The 23,476-nt window shown below is 70.2% G+C and carries 22 protein-coding genes, 1 rRNA gene and 1 riboswitch; of the genes, 12 read left to right on the top strand and 11 right to left on the bottom strand.

From position 1 onward, the window contains the following. Positions 1-117: 117 nt before the first annotated feature. Positions 118-1,641 (bottom strand): 16S ribosomal RNA (locus F4556_RS30935). 616 nt (positions 1,642-2,257) lie between these two features. Between F4556_RS30935 and F4556_RS30930 the strand changes: the two genes are divergently transcribed. Then, positions 2,258-2,851: a DUF4291 domain-containing protein gene (locus tag F4556_RS30930; RefSeq protein ID WP_184921936.1), complete on the top strand. Its 594-nt coding sequence runs from the start codon at positions 2,258-2,260 to the stop codon at positions 2,849-2,851. Positions 2,852-2,892: 41 nt separating this feature from the next. Here F4556_RS30930 and F4556_RS30925 read toward each other — a convergent pair whose 3' ends face one another. From F4556_RS30925 to F4556_RS30910, 4 genes are all read right to left on the bottom strand, one after another. After that, the gene (locus tag F4556_RS30925; RefSeq protein WP_184921934.1) at positions 2,893-3,087 is read right to left on the bottom strand and encodes a hypothetical protein; all 195 of its coding nucleotides are present in this window, start codon (positions 3,085-3,087) and stop codon (positions 2,893-2,895) included. Between the two features lie 176 nt (positions 3,088-3,263). Beyond that, positions 3,264-4,334 carry a threonine aldolase family protein gene (locus F4556_RS30920; protein ID WP_184921932.1) on the bottom strand — a complete coding sequence of 357 codons (1,071 nt, stop codon included), beginning with the start codon at positions 4,332-4,334 and terminating at the stop codon, positions 3,264-3,266. Continuing rightward, positions 4,331-5,080: an SDR family NAD(P)-dependent oxidoreductase gene (locus F4556_RS30915; protein ID WP_184921930.1), complete on the bottom strand. Its 750-nt coding sequence runs from the start codon at positions 5,078-5,080 to the stop codon at positions 4,331-4,333. The genes F4556_RS30920 and F4556_RS30915 overlap by 4 nt, the downstream gene beginning before the upstream one ends. Next, entirely contained in the window at positions 5,077-6,492 is a 1,416-nt protein-coding gene (locus F4556_RS30910) for a DUF6421 family protein (protein WP_221503736.1), read from the bottom strand. Before F4556_RS30910 ends, F4556_RS30915 begins: the two co-directional genes overlap by 4 nt. A gap of 410 nt (positions 6,493-6,902) precedes the next feature. Between F4556_RS30910 and F4556_RS30905 the strand changes: the two genes are divergently transcribed. From F4556_RS30905 to F4556_RS30885, 5 genes are all read left to right on the top strand, one after another. Further along, the gene (locus tag F4556_RS30905) at positions 6,903-7,781 is read left to right on the top strand and encodes an ABC transporter substrate-binding protein (protein WP_376775757.1); all 879 of its coding nucleotides are present in this window, start codon (positions 6,903-6,905) and stop codon (positions 7,779-7,781) included. Next, entirely contained in the window at positions 7,778-8,653 is an 876-nt protein-coding gene (locus F4556_RS30900; RefSeq protein ID WP_313068902.1) for an amino acid ABC transporter permease, read from the top strand. The genes F4556_RS30905 and F4556_RS30900 overlap by 4 nt, the downstream gene beginning before the upstream one ends. Continuing rightward, on the top strand, positions 8,650-9,429 hold the full coding sequence (locus F4556_RS30895) for an amino acid ABC transporter ATP-binding protein (RefSeq protein WP_221503735.1): 780 nt from the start codon (positions 8,650-8,652) through the stop codon (positions 9,427-9,429). The genes F4556_RS30900 and F4556_RS30895 overlap by 4 nt, the downstream gene beginning before the upstream one ends. A 105-nt stretch (positions 9,430-9,534) precedes the next feature. Next, a complete protein-coding gene (locus tag F4556_RS30890; protein WP_184921924.1) occupies positions 9,535-10,059 on the top strand; it encodes a DUF5134 domain-containing protein in 525 nt (174 codons plus the stop codon). Positions 10,060-10,238: 179 nt separating this feature from the next. Further along, positions 10,239-11,189 carry a M56 family metallopeptidase gene (locus F4556_RS30885; protein ID WP_184921923.1) on the top strand — a complete coding sequence of 317 codons (951 nt, stop codon included), beginning with the start codon at positions 10,239-10,241 and terminating at the stop codon, positions 11,187-11,189. On the opposite strand, the gene F4556_RS30880 is transcribed toward F4556_RS30885, so the two are convergent. Then, positions 11,181-11,612, bottom strand: a complete 432-nt coding sequence (locus F4556_RS30880; protein ID WP_313068901.1) for a MarR family winged helix-turn-helix transcriptional regulator — start codon at positions 11,610-11,612, stop codon at positions 11,181-11,183. The genes F4556_RS30885 and F4556_RS30880 overlap by 9 nt on opposite strands. 88 nt (positions 11,613-11,700) lie before the next feature. Here F4556_RS30880 and F4556_RS30875 point away from each other — a divergent pair, with 88 nt between their 5' ends. Both F4556_RS30875 and F4556_RS30870 read left to right on the top strand, forming a co-directional pair. Then, a complete protein-coding gene (locus F4556_RS30875; protein WP_184921919.1) occupies positions 11,701-13,239 on the top strand; it encodes an MFS transporter in 1,539 nt (512 codons plus the stop codon). Positions 13,240-13,430: 191 nt separating this feature from the next. Beyond that, positions 13,431-14,048 carry a TetR/AcrR family transcriptional regulator gene (locus F4556_RS30870; RefSeq protein WP_246511134.1) on the top strand — a complete coding sequence of 206 codons (618 nt, stop codon included), beginning with the start codon at positions 13,431-13,433 and terminating at the stop codon, positions 14,046-14,048. A gap of 28 nt (positions 14,049-14,076) precedes the next feature. Here F4556_RS30870 and F4556_RS30865 read toward each other — a convergent pair whose 3' ends face one another. After that, on the bottom strand, positions 14,077-14,946 hold the full coding sequence (locus F4556_RS30865) for a Sco1979 family transcriptional regulator (protein WP_246511133.1): 870 nt from the start codon (positions 14,944-14,946) through the stop codon (positions 14,077-14,079). A gap of 415 nt (positions 14,947-15,361) precedes the next feature. On the opposite strand from F4556_RS30865, the gene F4556_RS30860 reads away from it, so the two are divergent. Further along, the gene (locus F4556_RS30860) at positions 15,362-15,910 is read left to right on the top strand and encodes an ATP-binding protein (protein ID WP_246511132.1); all 549 of its coding nucleotides are present in this window, start codon (positions 15,362-15,364) and stop codon (positions 15,908-15,910) included. Positions 15,911-15,987: 77 nt separating this feature from the next. On the opposite strand, the gene F4556_RS30855 is transcribed toward F4556_RS30860, so the two are convergent. Next, positions 15,988-16,224 carry a DUF397 domain-containing protein gene (locus F4556_RS30855; protein WP_184921915.1) on the bottom strand — a complete coding sequence of 79 codons (237 nt, stop codon included), beginning with the start codon at positions 16,222-16,224 and terminating at the stop codon, positions 15,988-15,990. Between the two features lie 339 nt (positions 16,225-16,563). Here F4556_RS30855 and F4556_RS30850 point away from each other — a divergent pair, with 339 nt between their 5' ends. Beyond that, entirely contained in the window at positions 16,564-17,409 is an 846-nt protein-coding gene (locus F4556_RS30850) for a sirohydrochlorin chelatase (protein ID WP_184921913.1), read from the top strand. Positions 17,410-17,522: 113 nt separating this feature from the next. On the opposite strand, the gene F4556_RS30845 is transcribed toward F4556_RS30850, so the two are convergent. Beyond that, positions 17,523-19,625, bottom strand: a complete 2,103-nt coding sequence (locus F4556_RS30845; RefSeq protein ID WP_184921911.1) for a hypothetical protein — start codon at positions 19,623-19,625, stop codon at positions 17,523-17,525. A gap of 272 nt (positions 19,626-19,897) precedes the next feature. Next, positions 19,898-20,063: riboswitch (cyclic di-AMP (ydaO/yuaA leader) on the top strand. 5 nt (positions 20,064-20,068) lie between these two features. Between F4556_RS30845 and F4556_RS30840 the strand changes: the two genes are divergently transcribed. Both F4556_RS30840 and F4556_RS30835 read left to right on the top strand, forming a co-directional pair. Continuing rightward, positions 20,069-21,211, top strand: coding sequence for a transglycosylase family protein (locus F4556_RS30840; RefSeq protein WP_184921909.1), 1,143 nt, complete (start codon positions 20,069-20,071; stop codon positions 21,209-21,211). 157 nt (positions 21,212-21,368) lie between these two features. Continuing rightward, positions 21,369-21,716: a hypothetical protein gene (locus F4556_RS30835; RefSeq protein ID WP_184921907.1), complete on the top strand. Its 348-nt coding sequence runs from the start codon at positions 21,369-21,371 to the stop codon at positions 21,714-21,716. Here the strand turns inward: F4556_RS30835 and F4556_RS30830 are convergent. Both F4556_RS30830 and F4556_RS30825 read right to left on the bottom strand, forming a co-directional pair. Beyond that, positions 21,608-22,249: a hypothetical protein gene (locus F4556_RS30830; protein WP_246511131.1), complete on the bottom strand. Its 642-nt coding sequence runs from the start codon at positions 22,247-22,249 to the stop codon at positions 21,608-21,610. The genes F4556_RS30835 and F4556_RS30830 overlap by 109 nt on opposite strands. Positions 22,250-22,433: 184 nt before the next feature. Further along, positions 22,434-23,456: a LacI family DNA-binding transcriptional regulator gene (locus F4556_RS30825; RefSeq protein ID WP_184921905.1), complete on the bottom strand. Its 1,023-nt coding sequence runs from the start codon at positions 23,454-23,456 to the stop codon at positions 22,434-22,436. Positions 23,457-23,476: the final 20 nt, after the last annotated feature.

Raw genomic sequence — 23,476 nt, 5'->3', positions numbered from 1 at the left:
TTTCCACGCCGAAGCAGTACTTGTGAGGCCAACAGACCGTGTGTGCCGAATAGTCAACGTTCCACCCATGAGCAACCGTGTGAGACATTCGCTCACATCCGGCTATGTGCTCCTTAGAAAGGAGGTGATCCAGCCGCACCTTCCGGTACGGCTACCTTGTTACGACTTCGTCCCAATCGCTGGTCCCACCTTCGACGGCTCCTCCCCTTACGGGTTAGGCCACCGGCTTCGGGTGTTACCGACTTTCGTGACGTGACGGGCGGTGTGTACAAGGCCCGGGAACGTATTCACCGCAGCATGCTGATCTGCGATTACTAGCAACTCCAACTTCATGGGGTCGAGTTGCAGACCCCAATCCGAACTGAGGCCGGCTTTTTGGGATTCGCTCCGCCTCGCGGCATCGCAGCCCTTTGTACCGACCATTGTAGCACGTGTGCAGCCCAAGACATAAGGGGCATGATGATTTGACGTCGTCCCCACCTTCCTCCGAGTTGACCCCGGCAGTCTCCTGTGAGTCCCCATCACCCCGAAAGGCATGCTGGCAACACAGAACAAGGGTTGCGCTCGTTGCGGGACTTAACCCAACATCTCACGACACGAGCTGACGACAACCATGCACCACCTGTATACCGACCACAAGGGGGCGACTATCTCTAGCCGTTTCCGGTATATGTCAAGCCTTGGTAAGGTTCTTCGCGTTGCGTCGAATTAAGCCACATGCTCCGCTGCTTGTGCGGGCCCCCGTCAATTCCTTTGAGTTTTAGCCTTGCGGCCGTACTCCCCAGGCGGGGAACTTAATGCGTTAGCTGCGGCACCGACGACGTGGAATGTCGCCAACACCTAGTTCCCAACGTTTACGGCGTGGACTACCAGGGTATCTAATCCTGTTCGCTCCCCACGCTTTCGCTCCTCAGCGTCAGTAATGGCCCAGAGATCCGCCTTCGCCACCGGTGTTCCTCCTGATATCTGCGCATTTCACCGCTACACCAGGAATTCCGATCTCCCCTACCACACTCAAGCCTGCCCGTATCGAATGCAGACCCGGGGTTAAGCCCCGGGCTTTCACAACCGACGCGACAAGCCGCCTACGAGCTCTTTACGCCCAATAATTCCGGACAACGCTCGCACCCTACGTATTACCGCGGCTGCTGGCACGTAGTTAGCCGGTGCTTCTTCTGCAGGTACCGTCACTTGCGCTTCTTCCCTGCTGAAAGAGGTTTACAACCCGAAGGCCGTCATCCCTCACGCGGCGTCGCTGCATCAGGCTTTCGCCCATTGTGCAATATTCCCCACTGCTGCCTCCCGTAGGAGTCTGGGCCGTGTCTCAGTCCCAGTGTGGCCGGTCGCCCTCTCAGGCCGGCTACCCGTCGTCGCCTTGGTAGGCCATTACCCCACCAACAAGCTGATAGGCCGCGGGATCATCCTGCACCGCCGGAGCTTTCCACCAACCCCCATGCAGAGGAAGGTCATATCCGGTATTAGACCTCGTTTCCAAGGCTTGTCCCAGAGTGCAGGGCAGATTTCCCACGTGTTACTCACCCGTTCGCCACTAATCCACTCCGAAGAGCTTCATCGTTCGACTTGCATGTGTTAAGCACGCCGCCAGCGTTCGTCCTGAGCCAGGATCAAACTCTCCGTGAATGTCTACCCGTAATCGGGTAACCACTTCGGAAGAGCGGCACGGCAACCACCGGAATAGGCGGCCCCGCGCACTGCGTCCTCGCTAGTGTTTTACTTCATAAAGGAATCTCCAACCCCACCAAACGGTGAGGCCGGGGATGTCAACATATCTGGCGTTGACTTTTGGCACGCTGTTGAGTTCTCAAGGAACGGACACTTCCTTCGAGCCGCTTATCAGGCGGACCCTCCGGGCGCTTCGTTCGTTCTTTCGTGTTCCGAGCTTATCAGATCCGCTTTTCGGCTTTTCCGACTAGCTCTTGTCTTCCCTGGCCTCGCGGCCCCTTCCGACGTTTCAAACTCTAGCCGATCCCCGCTCCGAAAAGCGAATCCAGCCGCAACCCATATAAACGCACACGACAAATAAACCCACCCCACGCAGAAGCGCAGAACAGTTCGATCAGAAGATGTGTTCAGAGGATTGGCCACCCCGGGACCGTCCGCGCCGATGCGTGTCCGGTGCTCCCTGCCGAGCGACTAGGGAACACTACCCCCCATCTCGGGCCACGGGCAAACCACCCGGTACACCGTCCGGAAAACGAGTGGCCCGGTGTGCGCGGCGGCCCACATGCTCCTGCCCATGGATGAACCGAAGTACCGGATCCGTGCCCGGCACACCGACAGCACCATCACCGTCTATCAGGCGTACCGGCCGGAGATCGGCCTTCCGGCGGCGCGCGACGGCCGGTTCCCCGACGCGTGGCAGCGGGACCGGATGACCTGGATCAAGCCGTCGTTCCTCTGGATGATGTACCGCTCCGGCTGGGGCCGGAAGGAGGGGCAGGAGACCGTGCTCGCGGTCGAGATCTCCCGGGCCGGCTTCGAGTGGGCGCTACGACATGCCTGTCTCTCCCACTACGAGCGTGGACTGCACGCGGACCAGGCCGCCTGGAAGCGCGAGCTCAAGCGGGCTCCCGCCCGGGTCCAGTGGGACCCCGAGCGGGATCTGCACCTCCAGCCGCTCCCCTACCGTTCACTGCAGCTCGGGCTCAGCGGGGAGGCGACGGCCCGGTACGCGGACGAGTGGACGGTGTCCGTCACCGACGTGACACCGCTCGCTCACCAGGTGCACGCCTTGGTACGCAGCGGGGATCTGGCCGCAGTCGCCGAGCTGCTCCCGTACGAGCAGCCGTACTCCGCGGGCGAGGGCGCACTCGCCCACCTCCTCGCCTGAGCCTGACGCTCCCGCCGCCCTCGCCCCCGCCCGGCCGTGGCTCAGCAGCTGCCCCCGTAGCCTCTGCCACCGAACCAGGCGCCCTGGATGCCGGGCGACCGGTAGTGCCTGGCCGCGACGGCGATCCGGTCCGGCGGCCGCCGGTGCTGCTCGGAGTCGTGGTAGCGGGCTCGTTCGCCGCCGATCCGGTCGATGCGGTGGATGGCGTTCAGTACTGCTCTGACAGCGCGATTCATGTCTGGCCCCCGTGGCGGGATGCCTGAGATTTTCAGGCCCCGTCCCGAGCATAGGACCGGCCGTCCCCTCAACGGTGCGGTCCCGAGCGGTACTTGGGCTGCCGACACGGAAATGCCTCCCACCGTTTCCACGGCAGGAGGCATTCAGGGAGTTCCGCGAGTTCAGTGAGCCGTCGTCAGCCCCGGCCGAGCTCCTCGGCGATGGCTGCCGCGAAGGCGTCGATGTCGGCCTCGGTGGTGTCGAAGGCGGTCATCCAGCGCACCTCGCCGGTCTGCTCGTTCCAGAAGTAGAAGCGGTAACGCTTCTGCAGGCGCTCGCTGACCTCGCGCGGGAGCAGCGCGAACACCGCGTTGGCCTGCACCGGCCGGACCAGCTCGACGCCGTCGATGCCCTCGACCGCCGTCGCCAGCCGCTGCGCCATCGCGTTGGAGTGCGAGGCGTTGCGCAGCCAGAGGTCGCCGCTCAGCAGGGCCTCGAACTGCACCGATACGAAGCGCATCTTCGAGGCGAGCTGCATCGACATCTTGCGCAGGAACTTGAGGTTCCTGACCTTCTCCGGGTTGAGCACCACCACGGCCTCGCCGAGCAGCAGCCCGTTCTTGGTGCCGCCGAACGAGAGCACGTCGACTCCGGCGTCCGTGGTGAAGGCGCGCAGCGGCAGCCCGAGGGCGGCGGCGGCGTTGGCGATCCGGGAGCCGTCCAGGTGGACCAGCATGCCGTGCTGGTGGGCGTGGTCGCAGATCGCCTTGATCTCCTCGGCCGTGTAGACCGTGCCCAGTTCGGTGTTCTGGGTGATCGAGACGGCGAGCGGCTGGGCGCGGTGCTCGTCGCCCCAGCCCCAGGCCTGCAGGTCGATCAGTTCGGGGGTGAGCTTGCCGTCCGGGGTGGGGACGGTGAGCAGCTTGAGCCCGGCGATCTTCTCGGGGGCGCCGCACTCGTCCACGTTGATGTGGGCGGACTCGGCGGCGATCACCGCGCCCCAGCGCGGCAGCAGGGCCTGCAGGGCAACCACGTTGGCGCCGGTGCCGTTGAAGACGGGGTACGCCTCGGCGCGCTCGCCGAAGTGCTTGCGGAACACCTCCTGGAGGTGCTCGGTGTACTGGTCCTCGCCGTACGCGACCTGGTGCCCGCCGTTGGCGACCGCGAGGGCGGCCAGGATCTCGGGGTGGACGCCGGCGTAGTTGTCGCTGGCGAAGCCCCGGACGGCGGGGTCATGGCGGCGGACCGCGTCGGTACCAACGTTCATCGGGCTGTCAACCACAGGTGCTGTCCGTTCAGTTCTGCTGCGGGGCGGTCCCAGAGGCCCGCCAGGGTGTCGGCCAGGTCGGCGGTGTCGGTGAAGCCGGGGAACTTGGCCTCGGGCTTCTCGGTGCGCATCTCGGGGGTGACCAGGGCCTTGATCACCAGGATGGCGGCCGCCGCGGTGGGGAGGCCGTCGGGCGAGGTGGTCTCCTTCTTGAAGGAGTCGGCCATCGAGAGCGTCCACGCCTCGCTGGCCGCCTTCGCCGCGGCGTACGCGGCGCCGCCCGCGGTCGGCTTGTGCGCGGCGGTGGCGGAGATCATCGCGTACCGGCCGGCGGCGCTGCGCACCAGGGCGGGCTGGAAAGCCAGCGAGGTGTGCTGGAGGGTGCGGACCACCCGGTCGTGCAGCCAGTCCCAGTCGTCGATCCGGCTGTCGAAGAAGGTCTTGCTGCCGCGCCAGCCGCCGACCAGGTGGAAGACGCCGTCGACGTGCCCGTGCTCGGCCTCCAGGTGGTCGGCCCAGTCGTGCACCTCCTGCGGGTCGAGCAGGTCGATGACCTGGCCGCTTACCCGGGAGCCGGGGACGTGGGCGCGGGTGGCGTCCATGACCTCGTCCAGGCGGCGGGCGTCGCTGCCCGCCGCGATCACGGTGGCGCCGTCGGCGGCCAGTCGGCGGAGCACGGCGCGGCCGGCCGCGCCGGTGGCGCCGGCCACCGCGACGACCTTGCCTTCGAGCGGACGGGTGCTCACGCGGCGGCCCCCTGGCGGTCGGCGGAGGCGCCGGTGATGCCGGTGGTGGCGGCGATCACGCCGCTGAGCTTCTTGGCCAAGGCCTCGAAGAACATGCTGAGCGGGAACTCGTCCGGCAGCACGGCGTCGCACAGGGCCTTGTTGAGGGCCTTGCCGTCGGCGGTGCCGAGCGGCAGCGCCTCCGGGCCCTTGGCCCAGGTGGAGGCCGGGTGCGGGGTGAGGTACTTGGAGACCAGCTGGTAGGCAGCGATCCAGTGCGCGGTCTTGGGCCGGTCGATGCCGTCCCGGTAGAGGGTCTCGATCTCGCCGCAGAGGGCGTTGGTGACCTCGGCGACCCGGTCCCAGTCGATCGAGAGCCGGTTGTCGCGCCAGCGCAGCGCGTCGTGCTTGTGCAGGTACGCGAAGAGCAGCTGGCCGCCCATGCCGTCGTAGTTGCGGACCCGGTCACCGCTGACCGGGAAGCGGAACATCCGGTCGAACAGGATCGCGTACTGGACGTCGCGGCCCTGCTCGTAGCCCTCGGCCTCCAGGCGGACGGCCTCCTTGAAGGCGGTCAGGTCGCAGCGCAGCTCCTCCAGGCCGTACATCCAGAACGGGCTGCGCTGCTTGATCATGAACGGGTCGAACGGCAGGTCGCCGTGGCTGTGGGTGCGGTCGTGGACCAGGTCCCAGAGCACGAAGGTCTGCTGCGAGCGCTGCTGGTCGGCGAGCAGCTCGGCCGCGTCGGCCGGGATCTCCAGGCCGAGCTGCTTGACGGCGCTGGTGGTGACGGCGCGGAAGCGGGCGGCCTCGCGGTCGCAGAAGATGCCGCCCCAGGTGAAGCGCTCGGGAGCCTGGCGGACCGCGATGGTCTCCGGGAAGAGCACGGCGGAGTTGGTGTCGTACCCGGCGGTGAAGTCGGTGAAGGTGATCGGCACGAACATCGGGTTGTCGAAGCGGGTGCGCTCCAGCTCCGCCAGCCAGTCCGGCCAGACCACCTTGAGCAGGACGGCTTCGAGGTTGCGGTCCGGGTTGCCGTTCTGGGTGTACATCGGGAAGACCACCAGGTGCTCCAGGCCGTCCTCGCGCTGCTCGGCGGGCTGGAAGGCGAGCAGCGAGTCCAGGAAGTCCGGCTCGCGGTAGCCGGTGTCGGCCCACTTGCGCAGGTCGGCGAGGACGGCCGTGAGGTAGTCGGTGGAGTGCGGGAAGAGCGGGGTGAGCTCCTCGACCGCGCCGAGCACGGTCTCCACCAGCGGGTCCACGGTGGACCGCTGGACGGTGGAGAGGTCGATGGAGCCGTCCTTGGACTGCAGCGGGCGCAGGGCCTCGACGGCCTCCTTGAGCCGCAGCCAGGCGGGGTGCGCCGCGTGGTCGGCCGGGGTGACTCCGGAGAGTTCGGCCGCCACAGTCAGCCCGGGCGAAAGATTCTGCATCAGAGACCCACTTAGACAGGAGTTATTTCGACAGGACCACCATAGATTCGAAAGGTTCTCCTGTTCAAGGGGGGTCGTGACGACACTGGGGTGAACAGTGTCGTGTCCGCCATTCGGACACTTGGATGGACGTTCTGGACAGTTCCGCCGATGGGGTGCGAACCTCCCGCCATGCTCCCGGCGGTGATCTCCGTGGCGGTCCGCCACCTCGACCTGCTCCGGGTGCCCTCCTGTTGTCGCGCGGACTGTTGTCGCCACCGCCGCTGACACCTCGTCGGGGCACCGCGGAGACGGTGCCGTACGCCGACCATGCCCGCTGCCCCGACGCCCCGCCACCGGAGTGTCCGCGCGCCCGCTGGGCAGTTCTCTCCCGGCAAAGCCCTCACCTCCCTCTGCCCTTGGAGCCATCCGTGACCACTCTTCCGCGTACGACCCGCCTCGCCCCGATCGCCGCCCTGCTGACGGCGGCCGCGCTGCTGACCGCCTGCGCGCCGCAGGAGGAGGGCAAGACCTCCGCCGCCGCGGCGGGTGGTTGCGCGAAGGGCGCGCTGGCCACCAAGAAGGCCGGCACGCTGACCGTGGGCACCGACAAGCCCGCGTACGACCCCTGGTTCTCCGAGGACAAGCCCGAGAACGGCAAGGGCTTCGAGTCGGCCGTGGCCTTCGCGGTGGCCGAGCGGCTGGGCTACGACAAGTCGAAGGTGAGCTGGGTGGTCAGCCCGTTCAACAAGGCCTTCGCCCCGGGCGCCAAGGACTTCGACTTCGACATCAACCAGGTGTCGATCAACGCCGAGCGCAAGCAGTCGGTCGACTTCTCCTCGGGCTACTACGACGTCCGGCAGGCCGTGGTGGCGCTGAAGGACTCCAAGGCGGCCGGGGCCAAGAGCCTGGCCGACCTGAAGGGCGTCAAGCTGGGTGCCCAGGTCGGCACCACCAGCCTCGCGGCGGTCACCGACCAGATCAAGCCGACCGCCCAGCCCGCGGTCTTCGACGACAACGACCTGGCCAAGGCCGCGCTGAAGAACGGTCAGATCGACGCCCTGGTGGTCGACCTGCCCACCGCCTTCTACATCACCGGCGCCGAGGTGACCGACGCCAAGGTGCTCGGCCAGCTCGCCGGCACCGGCACCGGCGCCGCCGCTGAGCAGTTCGGCCTGGTGCTGGACAAGGGCAGCGCGCTCACCGGCTGCGTCGCCCAGGCCGTGGACGCGCTGCGCGCCGACGGCACGCTGGCCAAGCTGGAGCAGCAGTGGCTGTCCGACGCCGTCTCCGCACCGGTGCTCAAGTGACCACCGGGACCAAGGAGCTGACGAAGGAGTACCGGCCGTCCGAACGGCGGCTGGCCCGGGAGGCGTTCCGGCGCCGCCGGGCCCGCCGCTCGGTGCTGGTGGCCGGCGCGAGCACCGCGGTCACCGCGCTGGTGCTCTACCTGGTGGTGGTCAACTCCCCCGGCTGGGAGCGCACCAGGGAGACCTTCTTCAACCTCCACTACGCCCGGCTCGCGCTGCCGGAGGTGCTGAAGGGCCTGTGGGTCAACCTGACCCTGATGGTGGTCTGCGGGGCGCTGATCGTGGTCTTCGGCCTGCTGCTGGCGGTGCTCCGGACCCTGCGCGGCCCGGTGTTCCTGCCGGTCCGGCTGCTGGCCACGGCGTACGTGGACTTCTTCCTCGGCCTGCCGATGATCATCTGCCTGCTCATCATGATCACGGGTGTACCGGCGCTCCGGCTGACCGGCGTGACCACCGACCCGCTGGTGCTGGGCGGTGCCGCGCTGGTGCTGACCTACTCGGCGTACGTCTCCGAGGTGTTCCGGGCCGGCATCCAGTCGGTGCACCCCAGTCAGCGGGCGGCGGCCCGTTCGCTCGGGCTGAGCCATGCCCAGTCGATGCGGTACGTGGTGCTGCCGCAGGCGGTGCGGCGGGTGGTGCCGCCGCTGCTGAACAACCTGGTCAGCCTGCAGAAGGACACCGGGCTGGTCTCGATCGGCGGCGTGATCGACGCGGTGTTCGCCGCGAAGATCATCACCTCCCGGACCTTCAACTACACGCCCTACCTGGTAGCCGCGCTGGTCTTCATCGTGCTCACCATCCCGATGACCCGATTCACCGACTGGGTCACCAACCGGATGAACCGCCGTCAGCTCCAAGGAGGCGCCGTATGACCGGTGAACTGCCGGGCACCGAGCCCGTGCTGCGGCTGGAGGCGGTCCGGAAGTCGTTCGGCGGCCACCCGGTGCTGCGGGACGTCGACCTGACGGTGCCGGCCCACTCGGTCACCGCGCTGATCGGGGCCTCCGGGTCGGGCAAGTCCACCCTGCTGCGCTGCGCCAACCTGCTGGAGGAGATCGACGACGGCGCGATCTTCCTGGACGGCGAGGAGATCACCGAACCCCGGGCCGACCAGGACGCCGTCCGGCGCCGGATCGGCGTGGTCTTCCAGGCGTACAACCTCTTCCCGCACCTGACCGTGCTGCAGAACGTCACGCTCGCGCCGCGCCGGGTGCACCGCCGGGCCAGGGCCGAGGCGGAGGCGCACGCGCTGGAACTGCTGGACCGGCTCGGCCTGGCGGCCAAGGCCGGCGAGTACCCGGACCGGCTCTCCGGCGGGCAGCAGCAGCGGGTGGCCATCGTCCGGGCACTGGCCACCGGGCCCCGGCTGCTCCTGCTGGACGAGATCACCGCCGCGCTCGACCCCGAGCTGGTCGGCGAAGTACTCTCCGTGGTCCGGGACTTGAAGGACCAGGGGATGACCATGGTGCTCTCCACCCACGAGATGGGCTTCGCCCGCGAGGTGGCCGACCAGGTCTGCTTCCTGGACGGCGGCGTGGTGCTCGAACAGGGGCCGCCGGAGCAGGTCTTCGGCGATCCGACCGAGGAGCGGACCAGGCAGTTCCTGAAGCGGATCGTCGCCTCCGGACGGCTCGCGCCCGGCAGTTGACCACCCGTCACACCTCCGTGCGCCCCCGTTCGCGCCCTGCTGAGCCCGCTCCGGATCGGTGATCGTGGACCTTGAGTCCCGGCACACCGGTCTGGAGGGGGCGCCGTGCACGGTCCGGTCCTGGTCAGCTGGCTGCTCGCGGCCCTCGCCGCCGCCTCGGCCGGGTTCGGGCTGTACCGGCTGCGCGCCGGGCGGGACGGCCGGGGCGGCTGCGGTCCGGAGAGCCGGGACTCGGACGCCGCCGAGGCGCTGATGGGGATCGGGATGGCCGGGATGGTGCTCAGGCCCGGCATCGTCTGGGGGTGGCTGTTCGCACTGCTCGCGCTGGCCCTGCTGATCGGCACCCTGGCTCCGGGCGTGCCCCGGGCCCACCGGCTGCACCACGGGGTCGGTGCGCTGGCGATGGCGTACATGGGGCTGGCCCCGGCCGGCGGCCACCACGGCTCGATGGGGTTGCCGGCCGTGACCGGCGCCCTGCTCGTCTACTTCGGCGGGTACGCCCTCTGGACGGGCAGCCGGCTGCTCTCGGCCCCCGGCGGGCAGCTGACCGTGGCCGGCCCGGCCGACGTCTCGCGGGCCTGCCGGACGGCGATGGGCGTCGGGATGTTCGCGATGCTGCTGACCATGTGAGCCTGGGGGCGGTCTCCCGATTCGCGCCGCGAGCCCGGCGGGAATCGGGAGACCGCCCCCGGGCGTGCGAGCTTGGTCACTGGCACGGCGCCAGGCGTTCCTAAGAGGCGCGCCGAGCGCGTAGGTTGGGAACCAGGCGCACGGTCGCGCCCGCGTGCCCGCCTGGGGGAGCACCTGCCATGACGGCTCTGATCGGTCTGCTGCTGCTCGGCGTCCTGCTATCCACCGTGGCGCCCCGGCTGCTGGCCCGGGCCCCCTGGACCGAACGCGAACCCGTGCTGGCGCTCTGCGCCTGGCAGTGTCTGGTGATCGCCGTCCTGCTCTGCTGTCTGCTCAGCCTGCTGCTGGCCTCCTCGGCCGCCCTCCCCGCCCTGCGCGACCTGCTCTTCACCGGCGCCCCGCACGGCGTCGAGGCGGCGTACGGCCTGGCGGGCGCCGAGGGCTGGGGCCGGCTGGCCGCCGCGCTGCTCGCGGCCGGCGGGGTCTGGACGGCCTGGTCGCTCGGCCGGGAGGTGCTGGCGGCCCGCGCGCTGCGTGACCGCCGCTTCGCTGAACTGGCGCACCGAGCACCGGAGTTGCCGGGCGGGCTGGCACTCCCCCGGCGGACCGGGGAGCAGCTGGTGGTGCTGGAGAACGTCCGCCCCGAAGCCTGGTCGCTGCCCGGCCCCGGCGCCCGGCTGGTGGTCACCACGGGTGCGCTGCAGCAGTTGACCGACCGTGAGCTGGCGGCGGTGCTCAGCCACGAGCGCGGGCACGTCCGGGCCAGGCACCACTGGCTGGCGCAGTCCGCGCAGGCGCTGGCCAGCGGGTTTCCCGGAGTGGGCGTGTTCAGCGCGTTCCGGGACCAGGTGGGCGAGTTGGTGGAACTGGCCGCCGACGACCGGGCCGCCCGGCGGCACGGTCGGGTGACCACGGCGCTGGCGCTGGTCGAGATCAACAGCGGCCGCGCGGTCTTCGGCTCCTGCCCGCCGCAGCAGCTGGCGCAGTCCCCGCACCGGGTGGACCGGCTGCTGCTGGGCGCGCCCCGACTGCCCGTCCACCACCGGCTGCGGCTCACCGTGGCGGCGCTCGCCGCTCCGGCGGCAGCCGTGCTGCTGGCGGTGGCGCCTGGAGTGAACGCTCTACTCTGACCCGCCGCCGACGCAGGCCGTCCCGGTCAGCGTCCGCGCGAGCACCTCGCGGTGCACCGGCCGCGCCTCCCGGTACCGCTGCCGCCCGGCCTCGGTGAGCATCACGTAGATGCCGCGACGGTCGGCCGCGCACATCGCCCGCTCGACCAGCCCGGCCTTCTCCAGCCGGCCGATCAGCCGGGACAGCGCGCTCTGGCTCAGGTGCACCTGATGCGCGAGGTCCTGCACCCGGAGCTTCTCCCGATCGGACCCACGCTCGTCCTCGAACAGGCGCTCCAGCACCTCGAACTCACTCATGCCCAGGCCGTTCAGCTCACCGAGCTCACGGTCGAGCGCGCACGCGGTGGCCGCGTGGCGGGCCAACAACTCCCGCCAGCCGGCGACCAAAGCCGCCTCGTCGGCGGCGACATCGAGTTCTGACACGCGCCCCACGCTAGCACATGCCTCGGCATTTACTGCGGGCGCATTAAATCGACTTGCATTGATTGCACATGCATGTACTGTCTTCCCCATGACCACAGCCCGAGAGCCTTCGGCAACCAGCGCTCCTGCCAACCCTTCTGACGCCCCGTCCGTCCACGGCGACGACAAGTGGAGCCCACGCCTCTGGGGCACCCTGATCGTCCTCTGCGCCGCTCTGTTCCTCGATGCCCTCGACGTCTCGATGGTCGGCGTCGCCCTCCCCTCGATCGGTGACGACCTGCACCTCTCCACCTCCACCCTGCAGTGGGTGGTCAGTGGCTACGTGCTCGGCTACGGCGGTCTGCTGCTGCTCGGCGGCCGGGCGGCCGACCTGCTCGGACGCCGCGAGGTCTTCCTGATCGCGCTCGCCGTCTTCGCCGCCGCCTCCCTGCTCGGCGGCCTGGTCGACAACGGCGGCCTGCTGATCGCGGCCCGCTTCATCAAGGGGGTGGCCGCCGCCTTCACCGCTCCGGCCGGCCTCTCCATCATCACCACCACCTTCGCCGAGGGCCCGGCCCGCAACCGCGCGCTGAGCATCTACACCGTCACCGGCGCCAGCGGCTTCTCGCTCGGCCTGGTGCTCAGCGGCCTGCTCACCTCGGCCGGCTGGCGCTTCACCTTCCTGATGCCCGTCCCGGTCGCACTGATCGCGCTGGTCTTCGCGTTCCGCCTGCTGCCCCGTCAGCCCCGCCCCGAGCGCGGCACCGGCGGGTACGACATCGCCGGTGCGATCACCGGCACCGGCTCGCTCCTGCTGCTGGTCTTCACCGTCACCGAGGCGCAGAGCGCCGGCTGGGCGAGCGCCCGGACCATCCTGTCGCTGCTCCTGGTGATCGCGCTGGCCGCCGCCTTCCTGGTGATCGAGCAGCGCACCGCGCACCCGCTGGTCCGGCTCGGCATCTTCCGCAACGGCGGGGTGGCCCGGGCCAACCTGACCGCGCTCGCGCTGTTCGGCAGTTACGCCGGATTCCAGTTCGTCGCCACCCTCTACCTGCAGCGACTGCTCGGCTGGTCCGCACTGGAGATGGCGCTGGCCTTCCTGCCCGCCGGTGCGCTGGTCGCCCTGTCGGCCACCAAGATGGGCGCCATCGTGGACCGGTTCGGCACCGGCCGGCTGATGCTGGGCGGCGTGCTCTCGCTGACCCTCGGCTACGCGCTCTTCCTCCGGCTGGACGAGCACAGCAGCTTCCTCGGCCTGGTGCTGCCGAGCATGGTCCTGCTCGGCATCGGCTTCGCGCTGGGCTTCCCCTCCGTCAACATCGCCGCCACCAACGGCGTCGCGGACGACGAGCAGGGGCTGGCCTCCGGGCTGGTGAACACCGCCTTCCAGGTCGGCAGCGCCCTGGTGCTGGCCGCCGCGACGGCCGTGATCACCGCGGGCAGCAACGGCGGGCAGAGCCCGGCGGCCCAGCTGGACGGCTACCGCCCGGCACTGCTGGTGATCACCGGGATCTCGCTGGTCGGCTTCCTGGTCACCGCCGTGGGCGTGGCCGTGGAGCGCAACCGGAAGCAGCCGGTGGCGGTGCCCGACTACGACTACCCGGCGGCCGCCGTCGGCGCCAACTCCGAGGTACTGTCGCAGCGCTGACCCTGGGTCAGCACGAGGTCAGCACGAAGGCCGGCTCCACCAAACCCCCGTGTTGGTGGAGCCGGCCTTCGTCTCCGTACCCGGGTACCCCTGAGGGAGCCCGTACCGGCCCTGCCAGTATATTGGCCAGGAGCCAATCAACGTACGGAGCAGACACGATGGCACCTCGCGGGGAATCGGTCAACGAGGAAATGCGCCAACGTTCCCGGCTCCGCATCATGCGCGCCACGGTCGAACTGGTCGACCGGCACGGATACGGCAGGACCACGCTGGGCGACATAGCCGAGCACGCCGGGCTCGCCCGCGGACTGCTGTCGTACTACTTCGACAGCAAACGACTCCTGATGCAGGCCGCCACCCACCGGATGATGCACCTGTCACTGGCCGAGGCGCTGGCCGGACTGCCGGCCGGGAGCGACCCGGACGCCCGGCTGGCCAGGGCGATCGACGCAGTGCTCGGGCTGGCGCTCGACCACCCCCGGGTGATGCGCTCGCACCTGGCGCTGATCCTCGACCCGGACGCCGGCGCGTTCGTCAAGGACCCGGAGCAGCGGCAGCTCGGGGCGATCCTGCAGGACCTGCTGCTGGCCTGGGGCGCGGCCGATCCGGTCGCCGAGCACGCGGTGCTGCGCAGTGCGCTGATGGGCGGTTGCATCGGACTGCTGCTGCCCGGCGCGGCGCTCTCGCTGCCGCCGATCCGGGCCGACCTGTTCTTCCGCTACGGCCTGGCCTGGGAGCTGGGCGTGCCGCCGCAGCCGGTCGCGCCGCCGCGCTGGCAGCCGCCGGTCCGGACCTGCGGGCCCAACTGAGGCCCGGTCGGCGGCGACTGACGCGGGATCAGTTGCCGGCCAGGATCCGGGTGAGCAGGTCCTTGGTCTGGTCCGGGGTGAGGCTGTCGACGCAGAGCCGCTCCATCACCTGGACGTAGGCGTCGACGTCGTCGCGCTTGTCGAGGTAGAGCGCGCTGGTGAGCTGCTCGAGGTAGACCACGTCCGCGAGGTCCTGCTCGGGGAAGCGCAGGATCGAGAACGCGCCGCTCTCGCCGGCGTGCGCCCCGAACCGGAACGGCATCACCTGGATCACCACGTTGGCCTGCTCCGAGACGTCGAGCAGGTACTGCACCTGAGCCCGCATCACCTTCGGCCCGCCGACCGGGCGGCGCAGCGCCGCCTCGTCGATGACCGCCCACAGCCGCGGGCTCTGCCCGTCGGTGAGCAGCTTCTGCCGCCGCAGCCGCAGGCTGAGCCGCCGCTCCAGCTCCTCCTCGGAGATCACCGGGCGGGTCTGCCCGAAGACCGCGCGGGCGTACTCCTCGCACTGCAGCAGGCCGGGGATGAACTGCACCTCGTAGGTGCGGATCTGGGCGGCGGCCTCCTCCAGACCCACGTAGGTCTGGAACCAGCCGGGCAGCACGTCGTTGAAGCTGTGCCACCAGCCGGACTTGTTGGCCTCCCGGACCAGGCCGAGCAGGGCCTCCCGCTCACCGCCGTCGTCCACGCCGTACAGGCTGAGCAGGTCGGCGACGTCCCGCTCCTTGAAGGAGACCCGGCCGAGCTCCATCCGGCTGATCTTCGACTCCGAGGCACGGATCTGGTACCCGGCGTCCTCCCGGGTGATGCCGCGGGACTCGCGGAGGCGACGGAGCTGCGAACCGAGCAGGATACGGCGCACCATCGAACCGCCGCCGGGCTGAGCTGTGGTGGTCATGCCGTAAACCTCCGCCGTGGGCAAACAGCGCACAGTCTGCCATCAGTTGAGCGCTCTGGGTGCCGGTACCGACTGAACGATCTTCCAGTTCCGCGCTCCGGGCTCCATGATGCACGTGCATCCGGCGCTTGCATATGCCAATAGTGCGACTGCACGTGAATCGACTCTTGCATCCGCAGTGTGCGCACGGGACCATGGTGCACGTGCACCTGCACGCCCCTGGCACCCCTGCGGGTACCGCGTCGATCCCATACGCGTTTCCGCACACACATCCGGCCGCGCCCCCGCGTGGCCGGTTGTCCGTGTGCGCGTGTGGCCGGTCGAGGTGGTGGCCGTCAGGCCGAGCGAGTCGGAGGTGACCGGCATGACCCCGGCGGGTCCAGCCGTGTCCGCCCCCTTATGGGAGGAGCTCTTCATGAGCACCGGTACGGCCATCGCGGTCGACCCCCACGTGGTCACCTGCACTCTCGCTCCCCGCTTCGAAGCCGTCAGAACCGCCCGGGAGTTCGCCCGGTCGACGCTGCACGGCTGGGGCCTGGGCGCTCTCTTCGACGATGTCGCGCTGGTCGCCTCCGAGTTGGTGACCAACGCCCTTCGGCATGCGCTGGAGCACCGGCCCGACGCCCCGTCGGCCGAGTCGGTCCGCATCCTCACCGAGTCGGTCCGGCTGCCGGCGCAGCCCGGTCCGGCGCAGGCGGCCGACGCCCAGCTGCCGATCAGGATCAGTCTGGTGCACCGCTCGCCGCAGGTGGTCTGCGCGGTCAGCGACCCGAGCAGCCGGGGTCCGGTGGCCCGGGAGCCCGACTTCGTCGCGGAGTCCGGGCGGGGGCTGCACCTGGTGGACTCGTTCAGCCGGGCCTGGGGCTGGCACCCGCTGGCCGGCGCGGGGAAGGTGGTCTGGGCGGTCTTCGAGGCGGAGAACGCCGAGGTCGAGATGGCGGGCCGGCACCGGCGCTCGGCCTGAGCGGGCCGCAAGAAATGACGAAGGCCGTCGCGGTGACTTCCACGACGGCCTTTGACGCACCACCAGGTGATGCCGGATCAGCCGGCCAGGTGGTCGAACTCCCCATCCTTCGCGCCGAGCAGCAGGGCGGTGATCTCCGCCCGGGTGTAGATGAGCGCCGGTCCGTCCGGGAACCGGGAGTTGCGCATCGCGACGTCGCCGCCGGGCAGCGCCGCGAACTCCACGCAGTTCCCCTGTGAGTTGCTGTGTCGGCTCTTCTGCCAGACCACGTCTTCGAGGTCCGCAGCCGCCATGCCGTTGTACGTGTTCTGCATTCGAATTCTCCCCGACGAGCCTGGCGTTTACCTCACTTGACGTGATGATAGCTCCAGTGCACGTGCATCAGCACGGGTGTTTGCGCGTGCACGGGATGGGCATCATCTCTCCACGGACCTTGCCAGGCAGGCAAGTTGACGCCACTTATGTGGACAAAGCCGAGCAATTCGTGAACATACCGATAACTGCGCGTACTCGAACTCCAGCGGGTTGTCGATCTTGCCGGGCACTCCGGAGCGCCTCACGGTCCGTCACCCGGGCCGGATTGTGACGCCGATCACCGTCCGGAGGGCGGGCCGACTGTGGTCCGGTCCGCCGAATGTCCTACGATCTCCGCCATGAGCACAGCAGCCATCCCGGGCGCGCCACTGCCCGTCCGCACTCCAGGCTCCCGTGCGCGGGGGCGCCACCGCCGTCCCGAGCGGCCGGAGATTCCGGCGGGCTCGCCGAGTCTGGTGCTGGCCGTCCCGGCCGCCGCCGGTCCGGAGTCCCGCCCCGTGGTCGAGGAACTCCTCTCGATCGTCCGGGGTGAGCAGCCCGGCATCGAGGCGGCCGCCGCGTACCTGGAGAGCACCGACCCGGAGTACCCCACCATCGCCGGACTGCTCGCGCAGGCCGCCGAGGCCGGTCTCCCGGCACCTGTCCTGGTGCCCCTGCTGCCCGGCCCGCACGGCTTCCTGACGGAGCTGCACCGCCTGGCCGCCGAGACCGGCGCCACCGTCACCGACGTACTCGGCCCGCACCCGCTGCTTGCCGAGGCCGTGCACGTCCGGCTCTCCGAGGCCGGGCTGGCCCGGGCCGACCGGGCCCGGCTGTTCGCGATCGCCACGGCCGCGGACGGTGTCGTCCTCACCACCGCCGGCGGCGAGGAGGCGGCCGCGGCCGCCGGGATCACCGGGGTGCTGCTGGCCGCACGGCTGGCGGTGCCGGTGGTTGCGGCGGCGCTGGACGTGCCCGGTTCGGTGCTGGCCGCCGTCGAGCACCTCCGGGCGACCGGGTCGGTGCGGCCGGCGCTCGCACCGCTGGTGATCGGGCCGGAGGCCGATCCGGAGCTGCTGGCGACGGCGGCCGAGGAGACGGGGTGCCCCGGGGCGGCTCCGCTCGGCGCCTACGCGGCGCTCGGGCAGCTGGTCGCTTCGGCTTACCTGTCGGCGCTGCAGATCGCGCTTCCTGACGAGGCGTAGCCCTTTTTCGCAGGGCGCTCGGTTGCACTATCCAGGGGCTCGGGGAACTGCGACGAGATCTGGCGTGCGGGTCACAGGCGAAAGTGCCTGGCCATGCACGCGGGAGTGACCTTCTACGAGGTCGGCGTCGCAGTTCCCCGAGCCCCTGCGCCGTAGGCGGCTGAGGAGTCGTGCAAGGTGATGTGCGGGGTGGTGACCGGGCGGGGGGCCGGGGTGGCGGTGGTGGGGGTGCGGGTGTTGTCGCGGCGGACCTCGACGGCCTGGGGCTGGCCGGCCTTGCGGAGGACGATGCGTTTGGGCTCGGGGAGGGCGGGGTCGAACCAGAGCTCGGGGCCGCCGAACTCGCAGTCCAGGATCGCGATGTCCTCCGGTGCCCCGCCGTCCACGGCGGCGAACGCGACGCCCGCCTTCCGATAGCCCGTCAGCCGACTGCGGGTCACCAGGACGGTCTCCCCGGGCAGTTGGTGGTGCTTGGTGGAGATCGCGAAGTCGGACTGGCCGGCCCCGTCGATCAGCAGGCCGTCCAGCACCGTGCCCTTCTCCCGGCCGAGGGCGTGCAGGGCCACTCCCCCGGCGGCGTTGCCGTAGAGGACACTGCCGGTGTAGTCGAAGTCGTTCAGGTAGGCGCCGTGCTCGATGCCCCAGCCGCCGTTGTGGTAGGCGACGAACTGGCCGACCACGTGGTGGTGTTGGGCGTTCAGCCAGACGAAGATGCCGTTCTCCAGGTTGTTGTGCGCCAGGCAGCGTTCGAAGGTCCAGACACCCTCACTGGTCTCCGGCCAGTGGTAGCCGGAGGCGCCGTTCGCGCCCTGCACGCCGACCGCCACACAGTCCCTGGCCACTCCGCCGGTGCCCGCGCCGAGGCTGAAGCCGGTCAGCCGGTAGCCGCGCGGGTTGGGGTCGAAGAGCGTCCGGGAGGCGACGCAGGAGTCGTAGGTGATGTCGTCGGACGGGCCCTGCGGGGTGCGGGTGTCCAGCGGCCCGTCCCACCAGTAGGCGTCCTCCCAGGTCTGGTGGCTGATGCAGCTGCGGAAGGTGATGCCGTGGCTGGCGTGCGGGACGAACGCGTGGCTGCCGGTGTCCCGGACCACCACGCCTTCGACCACGGTGCCCCGGGTGGTGTCGCCGAGCATGTGGAAGTGCAGCCCGTACCGGCCGAGCACCGGCTCGGTGACCGCTTTGCCGTTCCACTGGTCCTTGCCGGGGGCGCGCGGCCCGAGCCAGCGCAGGGCGGCGTGCCGGACGTCGGACTTGCGTGAGCTGGTCAGGTGGACGTGGGCGCGGCCCTTCTCGGTGCCCTCGATTCGGACATTACGGGTCAAATTCAGTACTTCTGCCCCGACGGTGACGCCCCCTCCGGTCGTCACCCGGGGGTGCGGGTACTTGAGCGGGCCGTCCAGGGTGACCGTGCTGCCGCTGATCGCGGCGATGGTCCGCAGGTCGTACCGCTCGGAGAAGCCGTCGGTGTCCGGTGCCCCGGTCGGGGTGATCGCGAGCTCGTCGCCGGGGCGCCAGCCGGTCGGCGCGGCGGCCAGGGCGATGGTGGTGTCGCCGGGCTTGAGCGCCGCCGCGGCGCGCACCCAGGCCGTCCTGGCGGCGCCGTCCAGTCGGAGGTAGCCCGCGCCGGTGACCCAGAGGCCGGTGTCGCTGGGCACCAGGGTCATGCCGCCGCCCTGGAAGCGCCGTTCGTCGACGGCGGGGAACCGCAGGGTGTGCAGCAGGGCGGTGTCGGCCGGAGCCAGCGTCAGGCTGCCCTTCACCTCGACGTTGCCCGCCGAGCTGAGCACCACCGAGCGGTCGGCCGCGAAGGTCAGCGAGCCGGTTGCTTCGACCACCAACGAGCCAACGGCCGCATCGGCGTCCAGCACCACGTGGTCGGCGATCCGGACGGCGGCGGCGGGGCTCGGCAGCGTGCCGCCCCAGCCCGCCGGATCCGACCACGGCCTGGCCGGCTTGGCCGGCTCCGGGGAGGGCGACGGCGAGGGCTCCGGGGAGGCGGACGGCGGCGGCTCGCCGTGCGAGTGGGACGCCCCGGGGGTGGGCGGCGGCGGAGCCGAGGCGACGTCAGGGGCGTCGCCGGTGCGCCGGACCAGCTCCTCGACGCCGATCGCGGCGACCACGGTGCCGGCCGCGATCCAGCCGAGTACCTTCCTGCGCCCGGCCTTTGCCGAGTCGTTACCTTCCGGGGCCGATCCGGGCCCCTTCGCGTGCCGCATGGTGCCGCGCACCTCTCCCCCGGGCCGCGCCCGCGGCCGCCTCGCCTGAAGCATAGGCAAGTCCCTTGGACGGCAAGGGATTTGATCAGATTCGATCGAAATCCATCAACGGAACGGACAGTTCCGCATCATGAAGGTTCCATAAAATAACCATGATCCACATCACAGAGGTTTGCGGTTTGAACTTGAGTCTGCCTAACGTGCTCCCCTGTTCGTGGCCACACGGACCCAGTTCATCCGGAACGCCGAGTCCTGCCATCGGATGAACAGGCAGCGAAGCAACGCACCATGGCAGGGGCGGGGGAACCACAGGTAAGTCGCCTGCAATTGGTCCGATTTGACCGATTTCAGGCTTGGGGTGAAGCCGTGCTCACGCACGGCCGGGCAACTCCAGCCCGAATCCGACAGCTCACCTCGCAGGCGTGGGAGAGGAACGCATCTTCATGCTGTCCAGCAGCGCGTCCAAGCGCACCCGCCGTCTGATCGCCGCGACCGGTGTGGTCGGCATCGGCCTCTCGGTCCCGTGCCTCACGGCCGGCTCCGCCTCCGCCGCCACCGTCTCCACCTGGGACAAGGTCGCCCAGTGCGAGTCCACCGGCGACTGGAGCATCAACACCGGCAACGGCTTCTACGGCGGTCTCCAGTTCACCTCCAGCACCTGGGCCGAGTTCGGTGGCAAGCAGTACGCCGCCCAGGCCAACCAGGCCAGCAAGGGCCAGCAGATAGCGATCGCCGAGAAGGTGCTCGCCTCCCAGGGCCCCGGCGCCTGGCCGGTCTGCTCCGTCAAGGCCGGTCTGACCAAGGGCGGCGGCGCCGCCCAGGTCGACACCTCCTCGAACGACACCGCTGCGAAGGCCACCACCCCCAAGGCCGCCACCCCGGCGCCCAAGGCGGCCGAGCAGCAGCAGACCACCACCACGACCACCGCGGCCAAGAGCTACACCGTGGTCGCCGGTGACTGGCTCTCCACCATCGCGCAGAGCCAGAACGTCGAGGGCGGCTGGGAGAAGCTCTACGAGCTCAACAAGTCGGTCCTGACCGAGGGCCCGGACATGATCTACCCGGGTCAGCAGCTGGCGCTCGGCGGCACCACCACCGTCGTCACCAGCGCGCCGAAGTCGACCGCCCCGGCGCCGACTTCGTCCTCGGCCGGTGCCGGCACCAAGACCACCAAGAGCAGCAAGGCCGCGTCCGGCTCCACCGCCACCACCGCGGTGGCGGCGACCGGCAGCAAGGCCGCCGCGATCAACTTCGCGATGTCCAAGCTCGGCCAGGCGTACGTCTACGGCGGCAGCAGCAACGGCGGCTGGGACTGCTCGGGTCTGACCCAGGCGGCCTTCCGCCAGGCCGGGATCTCCCTGCCGCGGATCGCCAACGACCAGGCGGACGCCAGCACCCGGGTCTCGCTGGACAACCTCCAGGCCGGCGACCTGCTCTTCTGGTCGAACAACGGCAGCAACTCCGGCGTCTACCACGTCGCCATCTACATCGGTGGCGGCAAGTACGTCGAGGCCGCCAACCCGCGCGCGGGCGTGAAGACCGAGTCCGTCGCCAACTGGGCGCCGGACTTCGCCGGTCGCGTCTGACAGGCCCCGGCTGGTAGGCCGCTGCCCCCGGAGACCTGGTCGGCTCCGGGGGCAGCGGCCTGCGCGCGGCGATTATCCTTACGGGTGATGTGCGCCTTCGCTCCGTTGGTCATGTCGCGGAGTTACCCAACGGCACGTTCGACCGCGAGGACCAGTCATGACCGAGCAGCCCACCGCGACCCAGCGGATCGCCGAGACCATCCGGCCCGCGATGCTCCAGGGTCTGCAGAACGCCGACCTCGGCGGCGCCGCCGGCACCCAGCACATCAACGCGTGGGCGGACTGGATCGCCGAGGCGGTCTTCCACACCACCGTCCAGCCGCTCGCCACCGAGCGCGACGCCTTCGCCGACCGGGTGGACACCCTCAGCGAGGTCGCCAAGCGCCACAAGGCGAACTACCTCGAGGCGGTCCAGGACGTCCAGCGGCTGACCTCCCGGGTCACCGAGCTGGAGGCCGAACTCGCCGGGCTGCGCGAGCCGTCCGCCGAGCCGCCGACCGACTGAAACCCGCGGGACACGGCCGAGTTGGGGCCCGCCCCGCGCCTGCGGCGGTAGTAGGCGACCGTGACCGCCGCCAGCAGCGGCCCCCAGGCGAACAGAGGAAGGTAGCAGGCCAGCAGCAGCCAGAAGCCCGGGCCGCTGTTCGGCAGGGCCTCGCCGGTGTCGTTCAGCGGTTCGACCAGGTGCAGGAGCTGGTTGAGGGCCGCATAGCCGAGCAGCGTGAAGACCAGGAAGGCGCCGACCGCCGCCGGAACGACCGCGGCCGCCACCGGGATCCGCCGGCCGCCGAGCAGCGGGACCCAGCCGGGCACCACCTCGCCCCAGGGCCGGACCAGTCCGAGCGTGAGCAGCGCGAGGCCCTCCGAGACCAGGCTGAGCAGCAGCACGTACGGCCGCTCCCAGGCGGTCCACACGTGCTCGCCGTACCAGTCGGGGAATCCCGTCACCAGGCCGATCCGCCACAGGCCGGACGGCAGGGCGACCAGCGGGACGGCGTGGGCGGCGACGACGGCCCAGCGGGGTGCGGGCTTGATCATGTGACGGCTCCTCGGTTCCGGCCCACGGATGGGCACGGACCGATCCTGCCGCCGGAGCCGCCCCGGCCGCCTCGGCCTCCGGGGCGGACCGTCTCCCCCCGGCGGGGGATCACCGTCGCTCCGGCGGACGAGAAAGCCGTGTGGGGCCCGGGGGTCAACCCCCGGGCCCCACACGGACGGACGGTCAGTTCTTCGGGTTGGCCCCGGTCGAGCCGCGCATCACCAGCTCGGGCTGGAACATGAACTCGGCGCGCTGCCCCGGGTTTCCGCCGACCTCCTCCAGCAGGGCGTCGACGGCGGCGGTGGCCATCGCCTCGACCGGCTGGCGGATGGTGGTGAGCGGCGGCTCGGTGAAGGCGATCAGCGGGGAGTCGTCGAAGCCGACCACCGAGACGTCCTGCGGGACCGAGAGCCCGCGCTGGCGGACCGCCCGGATCGCGCCGAGCGCCATCATGTCGCTGCCGCAGACGATCGCGGTGCAGCCCTTGTCGAGCAGCGCGTTGGCCGCCGCGTGGCCGCCCTCGACGCTGAACAGGGTGTGGTGCACCAGCCCTTCGGCGTCGGCCTCGCTGACGCCCAGCAGCTCCCTTATCGCCGCCGTGAAGCCCTCGATCTTGCGCAGCACCGGCACGTACCGGCGCTGGCCGACCGCGAGGCCGATCCGCTCGTGGCCGAGCTCGACCAGGTGCTGGACGGCCATCCACATCGCGGCCCGGTCGTCCGGCGAGATGAACGGCGCGGCGATCTTCTCGCTGTAGCCGTTGATCAGCACGAACGGCACCTGACGGCCGGTCAGCTTGGCGTACCGGTCGTGGTCGGCGGTCGAGTCGGCGTGCAGGCCGGAGACGAAGACGATGCCGGCCACGCCCCGCTCGACCAGCATCTCCACCAGTTCGTCCTCGGTGGAGCCGCCCGGGGTCTGGGTGCAGAGCACCGGGGTGTAGCCGTGCCGGCTCAGCACCTGCTCGATCACCTGGGCCAGCGCCGGGAAGATCGGGTTGCTGAGCTCGGGGGTGATCAGGCCGATCAGACCGGCGCTGCGCTGGCGCAGCCGGGTCGGGCGCTCGTAACCGAGCACGTCCAGGGCGGCCAGCACTGTCTGCCTGGTCGTGGCCGAAACCCCTGCTTTGCCGTTGAGGACGCGGCTGACGGTCGCTTCGCTGACCCCCGCCTGCGCCGCGATGTCCGAAAGTCGCGCCGTAGTCACGATCCCAGAGCCTATTGCAA

The organism is Kitasatospora gansuensis (genome assembly GCF_014203705.1).
Taxonomy (GTDB): Bacteria; Actinomycetota; Actinomycetes; order Streptomycetales; family Streptomycetaceae; genus Kitasatospora; species Kitasatospora gansuensis.
The sequence above is the reverse complement of the archived record's forward strand: the minus strand, read 5'-3'. Positions and strand labels throughout refer to the sequence as shown.

What these genes read in the sequence shown, in the direction of transcription:
- F4556_RS30930 (WP_184921936.1), top strand. Translation starts at nt 2,258, where the DNA reads ATGGATGAACCGAAGTACCGGATCCGTGCCCGGCACACCGACAGCACC.
- F4556_RS30925 (WP_184921934.1), bottom strand. Translation starts at nt 3,087, where the DNA reads ATGAATCGCGCTGTCAGAGCAGTACTGAACGCCATCCACCGCATCGAC.
- F4556_RS30920 (WP_184921932.1), bottom strand. Translation starts at nt 4,334, where the DNA reads ATGAACGTTGGTACCGACGCGGTCCGCCGCCATGACCCCGCCGTCCGG.
- F4556_RS30910 (WP_221503736.1), bottom strand. Translation starts at nt 6,492, where the DNA reads ATGCAGAATCTTTCGCCCGGGCTGACTGTGGCGGCCGAACTCTCCGGA.
- F4556_RS30895 (WP_221503735.1), top strand. Translation starts at nt 8,650, where the DNA reads ATGACCGGTGAACTGCCGGGCACCGAGCCCGTGCTGCGGCTGGAGGCG.
- F4556_RS30885 (WP_184921923.1), top strand. Translation starts at nt 10,239, where the DNA reads ATGACGGCTCTGATCGGTCTGCTGCTGCTCGGCGTCCTGCTATCCACC.
- F4556_RS30875 (WP_184921919.1), top strand. Translation starts at nt 11,701, where the DNA reads ATGACCACAGCCCGAGAGCCTTCGGCAACCAGCGCTCCTGCCAACCCT.
- F4556_RS30870 (WP_246511134.1), top strand. Translation starts at nt 13,431, where the DNA reads ATGCGCCAACGTTCCCGGCTCCGCATCATGCGCGCCACGGTCGAACTG.
- F4556_RS30865 (WP_246511133.1), bottom strand. Translation starts at nt 14,946, where the DNA reads ATGACCACCACAGCTCAGCCCGGCGGCGGTTCGATGGTGCGCCGTATC.
- F4556_RS30860 (WP_246511132.1), top strand. Translation starts at nt 15,362, where the DNA reads ATGAGCACCGGTACGGCCATCGCGGTCGACCCCCACGTGGTCACCTGC.
- F4556_RS30855 (WP_184921915.1), bottom strand. Translation starts at nt 16,224, where the DNA reads ATGCAGAACACGTACAACGGCATGGCGGCTGCGGACCTCGAAGACGTG.
- F4556_RS30850 (WP_184921913.1), top strand. Translation starts at nt 16,564, where the DNA reads ATGAGCACAGCAGCCATCCCGGGCGCGCCACTGCCCGTCCGCACTCCA.
- F4556_RS30845 (WP_184921911.1), bottom strand. Translation starts at nt 19,625, where the DNA reads ATGCGGCACGCGAAGGGGCCCGGATCGGCCCCGGAAGGTAACGACTCG.
- F4556_RS30840 (WP_184921909.1), top strand. Translation starts at nt 20,069, where the DNA reads ATGCTGTCCAGCAGCGCGTCCAAGCGCACCCGCCGTCTGATCGCCGCG.
- F4556_RS30835 (WP_184921907.1), top strand. Translation starts at nt 21,369, where the DNA reads ATGACCGAGCAGCCCACCGCGACCCAGCGGATCGCCGAGACCATCCGG.
- F4556_RS30830 (WP_246511131.1), bottom strand. Translation starts at nt 22,249, where the DNA reads ATGATCAAGCCCGCACCCCGCTGGGCCGTCGTCGCCGCCCACGCCGTC.